We start from the raw sequence: 13,318 nt of genomic DNA, 5'->3' as shown, positions 1-13,318 counted from the left end.
GGCGTGTCCGCCCCGCTCCGCCGTCCGGAGGCGCACGGCGGCCAAGGCGCGCGGTCGGCCAAGTAGACTTGTTGGTGCCGCGTGGATCCCGCGGCGCCTCCCACACCCACGAAGCGAGACCCGCACGCATGCCCACCGCCACCCGGGACGATCTGCGCAACGTCGCCATCGTCGCTCACGTCGACCACGGCAAGACCACTCTCGTCGACGCCATGCTCTGGCAGTCCGGCGCGTTCCGCGAGAACCAGGACGTCAATGAGCGGGTCATGGACTCCAACGACCTGGAGCGCGAGAAGGGCATCACGATTCTCGCCAAGAACACCGCGGTCCGGCACGCCGGCATGACGATCAACATCATCGACACGCCGGGACACGCCGACTTCGGCGGCGAGGTCGAGCGCGGCCTGTCGATGGTGGACGGCGTCGTCCTCCTCGTGGACGCCTCGGAGGGCCCGCTGCCGCAGACCCGGTTCGTGCTCCGCAAGGCGCTCAGCGCGAAGATGCCGGTCATCCTCGTCGTCAACAAGGTCGACCGGCCCGACGCGCGCATCGCCGAGGTCGTCGACGAGACGTACGAGCTCTTCCTCGACCTCGACGCGTCCGAGGAGCAGATCGACTTCCCGATCGTGTACGCCTCGGCCAAGGCCGGCCGGGCGAGCCTCACCAAGCCCGACAACGGTGGGCTGCCGGACAGCGAGGACCTCGAGCCGCTGTTCCAGGTGATCCGGGACACCATTCCCGCCCCGGCGTACGACCCGGACACGCCGCTGCAGGCGCACGTGACCAACCTGGACGCCAGCTCCTACCTCGGCCGGATCGCGCTGTGCCGGGTCCACGCGGGCGTCATCAAGAAGGGGCAGCAGGTCGCGTGGTGCAAGCACGACGGCACCATCGAGCGGGTCAAGATCACTGAGCTGATGATGACCGAGGCGCTCGAGCGCAAGGCCGCCGAGGAGGCCGGGCCGGGCGACATCATCGCCATCGCCGGCATCCCGGACATCATGATCGGTGACACCCTCGCCGACGCGGAGGACCCGCGTCCGCTGCCGCTGATCACCGTCGACGAGCCGGCCATCTCGATGATGGTCGGCACCAACACCGGTCCGCTCTCGGGCCGCGAGAAGGGCACCAAGGTCACCGCGCGGCTGGTCAAGGACCGGCTGGACCGCGAGCTCATCGGCAACGTCTCGATCCGCGTGCTGCCGACCGAGCGGCCCGACGCGTGGGAGGTCCAGGGGCGCGGCGAGCTGGCGCTCGCGATTCTCGTGGAGACGATGCGCCGCGAGGGGTACGAGCTCACCATCGGCAAGCCCCGAGTCGTCACCAAGGAGATCGACGGCAAGGTGCACGAGCCGGTGGAGCGGCTGACCGTCGACGCGCCCGAGGAGTACCTCGGCGCGATCACCCAGCTCCTGGCCGTGCGCAAGGGCCGCATGGAGCACATGACGAACCACGGCACGGGCTGGATCCGGATGGAGTTCCTCGTCCCGGCGCGTGGTCTGATCGGCTTCCGCACCGAGTTCCTCACCGAGACCCGCGGCACCGGCATCGCGCACCAGGTGTTCGAGGGCTACGAGCCGTGGTTCGGCGACCTGCGCACCCGGCCGACCGGCTCCCTGGTCTCCGACCGGGCCGGCGCCGCCACGGCGTACGCGATGTTCAACCTCCAGGAGCGCGGCACGCTGTTCGTCGCCCCCACCACCGAGGTGTACGAGGGCATGATCGTCGGCGAGAACTCCCGCGCCGACGACATGGACGTCAACATCACCAAGGAGAAGCAGAAGACCAACGTGCGGTCCTCGACCGCGGAGGTCTTCGAGCGCCTCACCCCGCCGCGCGTGCTGAGCCTCGAGGCGGCGCTGGAGTTCATCGCCGACGACGAGTGCGTGGAGCTGACCCCGGCGGCGATCCGGCTGCGCAAGGTGGTGCTGGACTCCAAGGAGCGCGAGCGCATCCGCGCTCGCGGCAAGCGCGGCCAGGCCTGACCCGCTCGTCGCGAGGTCAGCGGTCGCGTTCGCGCTGCCGGGCCTGGGGCTGCCGGCGGTCGCGGCGCCGCTGCGCGACCGGAAGGCGCTGCTCGCCCGGCTCGATCCGCCAGCGCACGTCGGCGTGGATGCCGGCCTCTTCGAGGCGCTCGCGGGCGGCCTCGAACGACGCGCACCACTGTTCCTCGCGTTCGACGTCGAGGCGGCGCTGGTCGTCGCTCTCGGCGGGTTCGGTGCGCAGTAGCGCCATGCGTATCTGGCGCGCGTCGTCGACGCGGACCTTGACCGCGTGCTGTGACCAGTCGCCCCGGGTGAGGACCGCCTCGCCGGAGTCGGCGGTCAGGGTCTCGAAGCCCTCGTCCACCTCGTAACCGAGTCCCGCGAAGGCCTCCCGGAGCGCGGTGGTCACGTACCGGCGTTCGGCCTGGCGCTGGAGGTCGCCGACGAGGCGTACGGCCTCCGCGCGAAGCTCCTCATCGAACGCCGCCGCGCCCTCGGCGACCTCGGCCAGCCGCGCACGTACGTCGCCGGCGGCGGGATGGGTCGCCAGCTCGCGGACGAACCGCGCGGCGGCGGCCCGGTCGTCGCGCCGCCGGCGGGCGCGCTCGTTGGCCTCCTGGATGCGGATGCGCACCTCGGTGAGGCGGCTCTCGGCCTCTCCCTGCGTGGTGGCGGCCGCGGCCTGCTCGGCGGCCTCGGTGACGCGGCGCCGGTCGTCCTCGGTGGTGTCGGGCAGGAGCCGGGCGAGGACGCGGGTCAGGGTCGTGGCGAGCGTCGTGGCGGCGGGCGGCGGCGACGCGGCCGGTGCCGCGGCCTTCAGCGACTCGGTGGCCGGAGCGAAGATGCGGCCGGTCGCGGCGGTGGCGATGGCGGTGGCGAGCTCCTCTTCGGCCGTGGCCAGGACGGTGTCGGCCTCGGCGCACCAGGTGACCAGTTCGCCGGCGGTCTTCTCGGCGGGCTCGAGGGGGAGCGGCAACGCGAGCCGGGTGTCGTTCTCCCTGGCCGACGAGGCGAGCGCGGCGATCCGGGCGTTGCGGTCGAGGACCTCGGCGACCGCCTGCTCGTGGTGCCGGATCTCCTCGAGCCGGCGGGCTCGGATCTCGGCCCGCTCCTCGGCCAGCCCGGCGAGCAGGCCCGTGCCGACGGCGGCCAGGCCGGCCGCGCCGCCGAGCACGCGGATCAGACCGAGGCTGGCGATGACCGCCGCGTCCAGTGCGATGTCGGCTTCGACGCCGCTGCTCACAGTCGCCCTCCCACGGCCTGCTCCTTCATGTGCTCGCGCTCCTGTCGCCACCGCTGTGCCCGGATTCCGGTCATCACCACGTGCGCGATCGCCGCCATCACCATGACCGCCAGCCACAGCAGCCAGGCCATCGAGGCCAGCAGCGCCACCATGACCAGGAGGACGACCAGTGCCGCCAACGCGACGATCAGCAGCACGCCGCAGCCGGCCGGGCCTCGGCGCCGTGTGGTGTCCGACAGTGTGCGGGAGACGCCCGACATGCCGCGCTTGGTGGCGTTGAGTCCCTTGGCGAGCCAGGACCACGCCCCGAGCGGCAGATAGTCCGCCCCCTGGCGTGACGCGAGGAGGAGCTCGCAGGCGACGCCGACGAGCCAGGTGCCGACGGCGGCGACCGCGAGCAGCGTGGTGGGAGCGCCGACCGCGCCGGTACTGCCGTAGCTGCCGCTGCTCGCGACGTGGCGGAGCTGCGCGATGAGCCAGCCGCCGCCGGCCCAAACGACCAGCAGGGGCAGTGTCCACAAGACGGCGCGGGTCATCGCGGCCGGGCGGCCGGCGAGGCGTCGGCGCTCGCGTTCGTTCCAGTGGCGGAGACCTTCGGCGGTCCGGCGTTCGGCCTCCTGCCGGTGGCGGGCCGCGCCCTCGATCTCCAGTACGGCGTCGGGCACGGCGCGTACGAGGACGAAGAGCCGCAGCGGGTCGTCACCGGCCTGCTCGGACAGCCAGCCGAACCACGGAACCGGCTCGCGGACCTCCTCGCGGGCCCGTACGGCGGCCGAGCGCAGCGCGTCCTCGGTCTCGGCGGGCCGACCGGCGAGCGCGAGCAGCGTCGCGAGCACCACGGGCGGCTCGTCCAGCCCGCGGGCGCCGGCGTCGGGCAGGCGGCTCGCCGTACGCGGCAGCTGGGGCCGCAGCCAGGCGGCGAGGCGGTTCCACTCGGCGGCGAGGCCGTGCCAGCGGTCGTTGACCGCGGGGAGTTCGTCGCCGCCGGCGCACGCGGCGAACTCCGGCAGCAGGTGCAGCTCCCACAGCTCCCGTACGGCGCGGGCCGCGGTGGCCCGGTCGGGGTGGCGCGGATCGTCGACCACGCCCGCGAGCGCGGGCAGGTCCTCGGGCAGGAGGCGGAGGCCGAGATAGTACGGCTCCAGCGTCGGGTCGAGCCAGCGCACCAGGTGCAGGAGCTTGACGTTGGGAGGCCGGTCGCCGGTCAGCGACTGGTCGATCAGGCGGATCCGGCCCTCGGCGTCGTCATCGAAGCCGTTCAGCCACTCGCGCAGCGCCTGCCAGGCCTCGCTCGGCCCGACCGGGGTGAACATGGTGCCGAAGAAGTAGCGGGCGGCGTTCTCCCAGTCGGCGACGAGGGCCCGGGCGAGCTGCGCGCGGTCGGTGTAGGTCTGCCCGCCGAACGCCAGCGCGCCCCGTGTGGCGCCGGCCGCGAGCGGGGAGACGCGCGGCGGCTCCGGCTCGGCGACGGCGGGGCTCTCCCCGGCGAGCCAGCGTTCGACCTCCTGGCCGGTCCACCGCCGGCGGGGATCACGGGTGAGCAGGCCGCGGCAGAGGAGCCGCATGCGCGGATCGGCGATGTCGTCGCAGTCGACGGTGCGCGTCGCGAGGTGGTCGACGACGGCGGTCTCGCTCATGCCGGCGAACGGGGTGCGCCCGGTGAGCAGCTCGCGCACGATGACGCCGAGCGACCACCAGTCGCGAGCGGGGGAGACCTGTCCGGACAGCGACTCCGGCGCGGCGTACGCCAGCGTCCGCGACGACGACGCGAACACCACGCTCTGCTCGATCACCCGGCTCAGCCCGAAGTCGGTGATGGCGAGGCGCATCGGCGTGGTGCCGCGGACCAGGACGTTCTCCGGCTTGAGATCGCGGTGCACGATGCCGGCCCGGTGCAGCCGGTCGAGCCCGGCGGCGAGCTGCGCGACCACCTCGGCGACCAGCGCCGGCGGCAGCCGCGCCCCGACGGCCCGCAGGTTGCCGGCGGCGATGTACTCGATGACCTCGTAGTCACGGCCCTCCGCGTGCCCGGTCTCCAGGATCCGTACGACGTGCGGAGAGTCGAGGGTGGGCAGCTTCTGCCAGACCTCCCGGTCGGCGGTGAAACCGCGGCGGAACAGCTTGACGACGAGCTCGGTGCCCGCGGCGTCGCGTACGTGCAGGAGGTCGGACTCGGCGCCCTGCGTGGGCAGCTCGCCGATCAGGGTGAGCCGGCCGGACAGCTCGGCCGGGAGACGTACGAGCGAGGGCGGCGCGGACGGCTCACCGTCACGGCGGGTGGTGTCCGGCCGATCGGTGTCGCGGCGCGTCCCGTCACGCCGCGTCCCGGACGGCCGCTCGATGTCCGCCACTACCCGTCCCTCGCCACGTCCGCCGTTGCCTGTGCGAGCCTAACGCGCCCGCGCGCGCCCAGGACAGGGATCAGCGAAGCCCTTCCCGGTCCCGCATCGCCTTGAGATGCTCCGTAATCTTGAACTGGTTGATCACGAACTCCAGCACCATGCGAGTCGTGAGCAGGCCGGCGACCCAGACGATCGGGGTCGCCACCAGCGTCGCGAGGGCCAGGGGCTTGTTCCACACGGAGAAGCTCCAGGCGAACAACAGCATCACGAGGGCGATCAGCGAGTAGACCACGATCGCCAGTGCGTAAGAAAACTTGATCAAGCTGGCCGTGACCATGTGGTCGAAGTTGAGATCGAAGAGCGCCTTGAAGAAGCCATTGCCCGCACGCTCGCGTGGTGCGTGCGCCTGCGGCTGGGGAGGCATGCCATGTCCGGGCGGCGGGCCCTGCCAAGGGCCGCCGGGCTGCTGCGGCGGACCCGGGTAGGCGTGCGGGTCGGTCTGGTACGGCGGGGGCGGTCCGCCCGGGTACGACGGTTGGGGCTCGCCCTGTCGCGGTGGCGGGGGACGGTGCCCGGGATCGTCGTGGGGGTTTGACATCTCGGTCTCCTCGGCTTCCACCGTCAAAGGCTAGACCGCCGAGCGCCTCAGTTCACATGACCATGCCGTTCCGGTCGGGTATCGGCGTCCGGACCGCCGCCGCCGGTGCGGGGCGCTCGGATCGAGGTACCACTTGCGTAATTGGTCTTTTATGTCGCCACTCATGTCCGATAGGGATGAACACGAATCACCTCGTTGATAAGTCCGGATATCCGGTAGGGCTGACAGCATCTCGACACCGTGCCACCATCGCTGTCGTTCTCGTCGTTGTCCGGGGGAAGCGACATGGCAGACGGTGACCTTGAGGAATTGACGCGGCAGTTACGAGTCGCGGTGGCGCGCATTCAGCGCCTTTCGGACGACCATTGGCACGCTCTGGATCCCACCTGCGGCGCCATGGACGCGGACGCGTGGATGGGCCCGGCCGGGCGCCGGTTCGGCTCGTCCGTCCGCTCCGACCGTGTGGAGTTGCGGGGACAGCTGTCCCAGGCGGTGCGGAACGCCCAGGCGAAACTCGCGGCGGTGCCGAAGATCTCATGAGCGACCGTTCCACGTCATTCGTCGGCGTCCGGCAGCCCGCCTTCGACGCCATGGTGAGCGGCCACGTACGGGCGGCCGCCCAGATCGACCGGCTCGCCCAGGCGCTGTGGGCCGAGCTGAACAGGGCACAGCTCGACACTTCGCCGGCCATTCGGATCCGTGCGGTGGCAGGCCGCCTGCGGGAGCAGGCGGCCGACCTTCAGCGTCGGCAGCGCCTGGTGCGTGAGATGGAGCGCCAGAAGATCGGCTTTGGATTCTCCACGTCCCAGGGGACGTTGTGGGACCTTCCCGACGCGCTGGACGCCCTTCAGGCCAGGATCGACGGTGCGGAGGCGGCCGACCTCGCGAAGGAGGCGGCGGGCGGCGACCGGAAGGCCCTCGGCGGACTCACCAGGCTCGCCGCCGAAGCGAACAACCCCGCCTTCGCCAGGTCTCTGCTCGAACGCCTGGGCGCCGACGGCGTGATCACCCTGCCCGCCGCCCTCGCCCAACGACTGCGGATGACCATGGACGCTCGTGCTTCCAGCTTGGGGGCCGACGAAGCGGGCGTTCAGAGCGCGCTGAAGATGCTCAGCAGAGCGCTCGCGGTAGGGACGAATCCGGCGAGCGGCGGCTACGTCGGCGATTCGTACTTGAACCGGCTAGCGGCCCAGGGACGCGCCGATCACCGCTTTCCGAAAGGCGGACCCAACGACACGTACAACGGCTATCAGCCACTCGCGACCCTTCTCGGCATGAGCGATGGACGCCCGCCCTTTTCGGCCCGGTTCATGCAGATCGTCGGCAGAGACATGATCGCCTACGATCGAGAACACCGCCCGAAGCACTCTCTCCCGAGAACGCCACCTCCGGTCGCTTTCCCGTACGTGCCCGGGACGCCCCATCGCCGGCCGGAAGACGCATCGGCGCCCACGCCCGATCTGACCGGTCTGCTGCAACTGGGATGGGCGCTCACGCCGGAGGCAGACAGGCCCACGGTGGATCCCCCGTCCCACGGACGTACGGACTTTCTGAACGGGCTGCTGCACGCCGCGGCCTTCAGCCGGGACGGGTCGCAGGCGCTCCTGGACCACACGCCGTCTGGCCAGAAGAACTCCGACCTGGAGTATCTCCTGCACGAACGTCGCCCTCTGTGGGCCTACACCGACCACGGCACCAGCCTCGGCCAGGCCATGAGCGCCGCCATGTCCGCCCACGATCCGATCTCGCAGAAGCTCTTCAAGGAGACGAGCGAACTGCTCGGCCGCGATACGCGGAAATACTTCACGTATGGCAAGGACCACAAACTAAGGTTCAGTAATGTAGATGGCCACGCCGATGATCTGTCCGGACTCCGCCCCAGTCTGGGGGCCATTATGTGCTCTCACCTTAAGGACCTGGAAGACAGCCTTTTCGCGGACATCAGTGGCAGCGAGCTGCCGAAGATCCTGCCCTCCCCGCGAGACGTCGACGCGCTCTTGGCCGAGGCTGGTCAGTCCGACGATGGATTCATGTCCCTGGTGGAGAACGCGATCGGCCGCTCGCGCGTCTTGCTCGATCAGCGTCACGCCGAGGGCGTCGACAACGTACTGATCGCACAGGGCGGTTTCCTCGGTCACCTCCTCGCGCTGCGTCACGAGGCGCTCGTCGCCCGTGGCGTGACGGTCGATACGACGAATGCTCAGATCAAGGAGTTGATCGACAAAGGGGTTGGGCTTGTTCCCGTCCCGTACGCGAAACTCTTCAGCGGCGTGCCCGCGAGCGTCTACGGCGAGCTCGCCGGCCGGCAGTACGGCAAGGTTGGGGCGTGGCTGTTTCAGCACATGCAGCAGGACGGAGGGTCCGCGGCAGAGGACACGAAGGTCGCCACCGACGAGCAGGCGGTACGCAAACTGCTGCGCCACATGTCGCTGTCCGTCGCGATCGACCGTTTCAACGCTTCTGGAGGCAGGGCATCGGGCGAGCCGTTCGCCGACGAGAAGGGAAAGATCCTCCCGCCGAGCCGGTGGGACGATAAGGCGCGGTCGCGCTTCATCGACTGGTCCCAGGACAAAAACTTCGCGGCTCCGCAGATGAGCCAGCGGGTCGAGACGGTTATCAAAAACAGCCATGACGACGCGATCAGCAGTTTCAACGGTACCGATGAGACACCGTAAGGCAGGGCGGGTGATGGTCCTCGTGTCGGCCGTCACGCTGATCAGTGCCTGCTCTTCCGGTCATCACGAAAGACGGCCTGCCACGCCGCGGACGACGACGGCGACGTCGCCGCCCGGACGTGTCGCTACCGTCGGATCCGTGCCCGATACGGCGCCGTACTGGTGCGACCTGGTCTCCCGACGCGCCCTCAGCCGGGTCGCCGGCGTCTCAGGGGGCCTGTATGAACTACGTAACGCTGGGACCGGCGAAGACCTCTCGATATGTACCGTGAAGGACGAGCAGAGGTACGGTCCGTTGGGCGTGCAGTGGGATGTGACGGGCGGTCGGAACGAGATCGGGCAATCGGCGAAGGACGTGGCATCAGATCATCCGGTCCGGTTGCCCGCCACGCTCGGATCCGGCTTCGCGGTCTATTCCCCGAGCACCTCTCGGCTTCCGTACTTCGCCGCTGCGACGTTCGCGTGCGGGTCGGGTGACGCGTGGATCGAAATCTTCATTCGCGGCGTGTCTCCCGGCCGGGACGCGACTGCGGATCTGGCCGGGCTCATGCGGGTCGCGGAGCGGCGGTTCGGGGTTCTGCATCACTGCGCACCGACGGCGGACCCGAGTAAATGATCACAGGACGAGCGCCGGGATCGAAGTGACGCGTGCCGGGGACAGGCCCTGGTGAAACGAATCAGCCTCCGCGTCCCCGTACGGCCGAAGGAACCGAGATCGCCGTGACCACTTCCTGGAGACGCGAACGCCCGGCCACGAGGGCCGGGCGTTGGCGATGAAGGGCTAGGCCTTCGGGGTTTCCTTCGTCTTGTCGCGCTTGACGATGCCGATCTTGGAACCGAGCCAGACCAGCGGGTCGTAGCGGCGGCCGACCACGCGCTCCTTCATCGGGATCAGGGCGTTGTCGGTGATTTTGATGTGCTCCGGGCAGACCTCGGTGCAGCACTTGGTGATGTTGCAGAAGCCCAGGCCGAACTCCTCCTGGGCGATCTGCCGCCGGTCGGCCACGTCCGCCGGGTGCATCTCCAGTTCGGCGACGCGCATCAGGAAGCGCGGGCCGGCGAAGTGCTCCTTGTTCTCCTCGTGGTCACGGATGACGTGGCAGGTGTTGTTGCACAGGAAGCACTCGATGCACTTGCGGAACTCCTGCGAGCGCTCCACGTCGACCTGCTGCATGCGGAACTCGCCCGGCTTGACGTCGCCGCCGTCGAACGAGGGGACCTCGCGCGCCTTCTGGTAGTTGTACGACACGTCGGTCACCAGGTCGCGGATGACCGGGAAGGTGCGCATCGGCGTCACGGTGACCGTCTCGTTCTCCTCGAACGTCGACATCCGCGTCATGCACATCAGCCGCGGGCGGCCGTTGACCTCCGCCGAACACGAGCCGCACTTGCCGGCCTTGCAGTTCCAGCGGACCGCCAGGTCGGGGGCCTCGGTGGCCTGCAGGCGGTGGATGACGTCGAGGACGACCTCGCCCTCGTTGACCTCGACCGTGTAGTCCTTGAGCTCACCCTTGCCGGCGTCGCCGCGCCAGACCCGGAACTTCGCCTTGTAGCCCATCTCACTTCTCCTCAGAGGGGAGCTCACCCTCGGTCAGGTACTTCTTCAGCTCGTCGAGTTCGAAGAGGCCGATGAGGTCGTCCCGCATCGGCTCCATGTCCTGGCGCTTGAGCTCGACGGTGCCGTCGCTCAGCCTGCACACGAGGTTCAGCTTGCGCCACTCGGCCGACATCTCCGGGTAGTCGTCGCGGGTGTGGCCGCCGCGGCTCTCCTGGCGCTCCAGCGCCGCCTTCGCGACGCACTCGGAGACGAGCACCATGTTGCGCAGGTCGAGGGCCAGGTGCCAGCCCGGGTGGTAACCGCGGCCGCCCTCGACGGAGACGGAATTGACGCGCTCGCGCAGCTTGCCGAGGGCCTCGATCGCCTGCTCCAGCTCCTCCTCGCGGCGGATGATGCCGACGAGGTCGTTCATCGTCTGCTGCAGCTCCTGGTGCACCGCGTAGGGGTTCTCACCGCCCTCGCGCTCGTACGGTTCGAGCGCCTCGGCCATCGCCGCCTCGATCTCGGACTCGGGCACCGTGGCGGTGACCTCCGAGGCGTACTCCGCGGCGCCGAGGCCGGCGCGCCGTCCGAAGACGAGCAGGTCGGACAGGGAGTTGCCGCCGAGGCGGTTGGAGCCGTGCATGCCGCCGGAGACCTCGCCGGCCGCGAACAGCCCGGGGATCAGCGCCGCGCCGGTGTCCGGGTCGACCTCCACGCCGCCCATGACGTAGTGGCAGGTCGGGCCGACCTCCATCGGCTCGGCGGTGATGTCGACGTCGGCCAGCTCCTTGAACTGGTGGTGCATCGACGGCAGCCGTTTGATGATCTGTTCGGCCTTGAGCCGGGACGCGATGTCGAGGAACACGCCGCCGTGGGGTGAGCCGCGGCCGGCCTTGACCTCGGAGTTGATCGCGCGGGCGACCTCGTCACGCGGAAGCAGCTCCGGCGGGCGCCGGTTGTTGTCCGGGTCCTCGTACCAGCGGTCGGCCTCTTCCTCGGTCGTCGCGTACTTGTCCTTGAAGACGTCCGGGATGTACTCGAACATGAACCGCTTGCCGTCGGAGTTGCGCAGCACGCCGCCGTCGCCGCGGACGGACTCGGTGACGAGGATGCCCTTGACCGACGGCGGCCAGACCATGCCGGTCGGGTGGAACTGCACGAACTCCATGTTGATCAGCGACGCGCCGGCGAGCAGCGCGAGCGCGTGCCCGTCGCCGGTGTACTCCCAGGAGTTGGAGGTCACCTTGAACGACTTGCCGATGCCGCCCGTGGCCAGCACGACGGCGGGCGCCTCGAAGACCACGAACTTGCCGGTCTCGCGGATGTAGCCGAAGGCGCCGCAGATCTTGCCCTCGTCGTCCTTCAGCAGCCGGGTGATCGTCGTCTCGGCGAACACCTGGATCTTGGCGTCGTAGTCGCCGAGCTCCTTGTGGTCGTCCTGCTGGAGCGAGACGATCTTCTGCTGGCAGGTGCGGATCAGCTCCAGGCCGGTGCGGTCGCCGACGTGCGCCAGGCGCGGGTACTCGTGGCCGCCGAAGTTGCGCTGGCTGATCTTGCCCTCTTTGGTGCGGTCGAACAGCGCGCCCCAGGCCTCCAGCTCCCAGACGCGGTCCGGCGCCTCCTTGGCGTGCAGCTCGGCCATCCGCCAGTTGTTGAGGAACTTGCCGCCGCGCATCGTGTCGCGGAAGTGGACCTGCCAGTTGTCGTTCGGGTTGGCGTTGCCCATGGCCGCCGCGGCGCCGCCCTCGGCCATGACCGTGTGCGCCTTGCCGAACAGCGACTTGGAGATGATCGCGGTCTTCTTGCCCTGCAGCCGGGCCTCGATCGCGGCGCGCAGGCCTGCCCCGCCGGCGCCGATGACCACGACGTCGAACTGCAGCCTTTCGATTTCACTCACTTGTGGTCGGTCCTTAGTTGAAGATCCGCAGGTCGGAGAAGGCCCCGTGCGCGACGAGCGCGACGTACGCGTCGGTCACCGCGAGAGAGACCAGCGTGATGAGCGCGAACTGCCCGTGGCGGGTGTTGATCTTGCTGATCTGGGTCCAGAACCAGTAGCGGATCGGAGCCTTGGAGAAGCTCTTCAGCCGCCCGCCCATGACGTGGCGGCACGAGTGGCAGGAGAGCGTGTAACCCCACAGCAGGATGACGTTGGCCCACAGGATGATCGTGCCGAGCCCGATGCCGAAGCCGCCGTCCGCGCCGTGGAACGCCCTGATCGCGTCCCAGGTGTTGACGATGGAGATGAGGCCGGCGACCACCCAGAAGTAGCGGTGCGCGTTCTGCAGGATGAGGGGGAAGCGCCGCTCGCCGGTGTAGCCGCCGGGCGTCTTGCGCACCGGAGCCTTGTCCGGGACGGCACAGGCCTGCGGCGACAGCCAGAACGCCCGGTAGTAGGACTTCCGGTAGTAGTAGCAGGTCAGCCGGAACCCCAGCAGGAACGGCAGCGAGATCAGCGCGTACGGGATGAAGAACGGCAGGTGGTCGGGTACGAACCTGCCGAAGTCCGCCGCCTCGGGTGGGCACGCCTTGCTGACGCACGGGGAGTAGAACGGCGTCAGGTAGTGATACTTGGCCACCCAGAAGCTGCTGCCCATCATCGAGCGCACGGTCGCGTAGACGACCCAGGCCAGGAAGAAGATGAACGTCGCCAGCGGAGTGAGCCAGTAACGATCCTTGCGTAGGGTGCGCGCCGGGATCTGGGCCCGATCCTTGGACGGCGCTTCCACCGTTGTCTGCGTCATGCGGGATTCTCCATCGAAGGCACACCACCTGGGAGGGCTGCCTGTGCTCGAGCCTCTCCTCTGTTCAGGGGCGCTCATACGTTATTAGGGAGTTGTCACGAGCACGATACGAGGCGCGGTCGGCGCATGTGAAACTCCCCACTTACTCGCGAGTAGGATGCGCCCGATTTACGGCCTATTGACTCTAGATCTAC

Annotated in this window: 10 protein-coding genes; 4 read left to right on the top strand and 6 right to left on the bottom strand. The window is 69.4% G+C overall.

Annotation, left to right across the window (positions count from 1 at the left end; genetic code table 11):
• The first annotated feature begins 128 nt into the window (after positions 1 to 128).
• On the top strand, positions 129 to 1,985 hold the full coding sequence (gene typA, locus QSK37_RS07735) for a translational GTPase TypA (protein ID WP_285618535.1): 1,857 nt from the start codon (positions 129 to 131) through the stop codon (positions 1,983 to 1,985).
• A gap of 16 nt (positions 1,986 to 2,001) precedes the next feature.
• Here typA and QSK37_RS07730 read toward each other — a convergent pair whose 3' ends face one another.
• The 3 genes from QSK37_RS07730 to QSK37_RS07720 all read right to left on the bottom strand — a co-directional run bounded on the left by QSK37_RS07730 (position 2,002) and on the right by QSK37_RS07720 (position 6,189).
• On the bottom strand, positions 2,002 to 3,228 hold the full coding sequence (locus QSK37_RS07730; RefSeq protein WP_285618534.1) for a response regulator receiver protein: 1,227 nt from the start codon (positions 3,226 to 3,228) through the stop codon (positions 2,002 to 2,004).
• On the bottom strand, positions 3,225 to 5,579 hold the full coding sequence (locus tag QSK37_RS07725) for a protein kinase domain-containing protein (RefSeq protein WP_285618533.1): 2,355 nt from the start codon (positions 5,577 to 5,579) through the stop codon (positions 3,225 to 3,227). The genes QSK37_RS07730 and QSK37_RS07725 overlap by 4 nt, the downstream gene beginning before the upstream one ends.
• A gap of 70 nt (positions 5,580 to 5,649) precedes the next feature.
• Entirely contained in the window at positions 5,650 to 6,189 is a 540-nt protein-coding gene (locus QSK37_RS07720; RefSeq protein WP_285618532.1) for a DUF4282 domain-containing protein, read from the bottom strand.
• A 312-nt stretch (positions 6,190 to 6,501) separates the two neighbouring features.
• Between QSK37_RS07720 and QSK37_RS07715 the strand changes: the two genes are divergently transcribed.
• The 3 genes from QSK37_RS07715 (at position 6,502) to QSK37_RS07705 (ending at position 9,459) form a co-directional block, all read left to right on the top strand.
• A complete protein-coding gene (locus QSK37_RS07715) occupies positions 6,502 to 6,708 on the top strand; it encodes a hypothetical protein (protein WP_285618531.1) in 207 nt (68 codons plus the stop codon).
• Complete coding sequence (locus QSK37_RS07710; protein ID WP_285618530.1) at positions 6,705 to 8,843, top strand: hypothetical protein; 2,139 nt, start codon at positions 6,705 to 6,707, stop codon at positions 8,841 to 8,843. The genes QSK37_RS07715 and QSK37_RS07710 overlap by 4 nt, the downstream gene beginning before the upstream one ends.
• Before the next feature lie 139 nt (positions 8,844 to 8,982).
• Positions 8,983 to 9,459 (top strand): hypothetical protein, encoded by a 477-nt coding sequence (locus QSK37_RS07705; RefSeq protein WP_285618529.1) that lies wholly within the window; start codon positions 8,983 to 8,985, stop codon positions 9,457 to 9,459.
• A 165-nt stretch (positions 9,460 to 9,624) separates the two neighbouring features.
• Here the strand turns inward: QSK37_RS07705 and QSK37_RS07700 are convergent, their stop codons facing one another.
• From QSK37_RS07700 to QSK37_RS07690, 3 genes are read right to left on the bottom strand one after another with little or no spacing between them, the layout of a single operon-like run.
• On the bottom strand, positions 9,625 to 10,401 hold the full coding sequence (locus tag QSK37_RS07700; RefSeq protein ID WP_285570798.1) for a succinate dehydrogenase/fumarate reductase iron-sulfur subunit: 777 nt from the start codon (positions 10,399 to 10,401) through the stop codon (positions 9,625 to 9,627).
• 1 nt (position 10,402) lies between these two features.
• Complete coding sequence (locus tag QSK37_RS07695) at positions 10,403 to 12,280, bottom strand: fumarate reductase/succinate dehydrogenase flavoprotein subunit (RefSeq protein ID WP_285618528.1); 1,878 nt, start codon at positions 12,278 to 12,280, stop codon at positions 10,403 to 10,405.
• A gap of 13 nt (positions 12,281 to 12,293) precedes the next feature.
• The gene (locus tag QSK37_RS07690; RefSeq protein ID WP_285570795.1) at positions 12,294 to 13,124 is read right to left on the bottom strand and encodes a hypothetical protein; all 831 of its coding nucleotides are present in this window, start codon (positions 13,122 to 13,124) and stop codon (positions 12,294 to 12,296) included.
• Positions 13,125 to 13,318 lie beyond the last annotated feature (194 nt).

The sequence above is a fragment of the Actinoallomurus iriomotensis genome (genome assembly GCF_030269445.1).
In the GTDB taxonomy this organism is placed as follows: domain Bacteria; phylum Actinomycetota; class Actinomycetes; order Streptosporangiales; family Streptosporangiaceae; genus Actinoallomurus; species Actinoallomurus iriomotensis.
This window is presented reverse-complemented; position numbering and strand designations above follow the sequence as displayed.

What these genes read in the sequence shown, in the direction of transcription:
- QSK37_RS07700 (WP_285570798.1), bottom strand. Translation starts at nt 10,401, where the DNA reads ATGGGCTACAAGGCGAAGTTCCGGGTCTGGCGCGGCGACGCCGGCAAG.
- QSK37_RS07710 (WP_285618530.1), top strand. Translation starts at nt 6,705, where the DNA reads ATGAGCGACCGTTCCACGTCATTCGTCGGCGTCCGGCAGCCCGCCTTC.
- QSK37_RS07690 (WP_285570795.1), bottom strand. Translation starts at nt 13,124, where the DNA reads ATGACGCAGACAACGGTGGAAGCGCCGTCCAAGGATCGGGCCCAGATC.
- typA (WP_285618535.1), top strand. Translation starts at nt 129, where the DNA reads ATGCCCACCGCCACCCGGGACGATCTGCGCAACGTCGCCATCGTCGCT.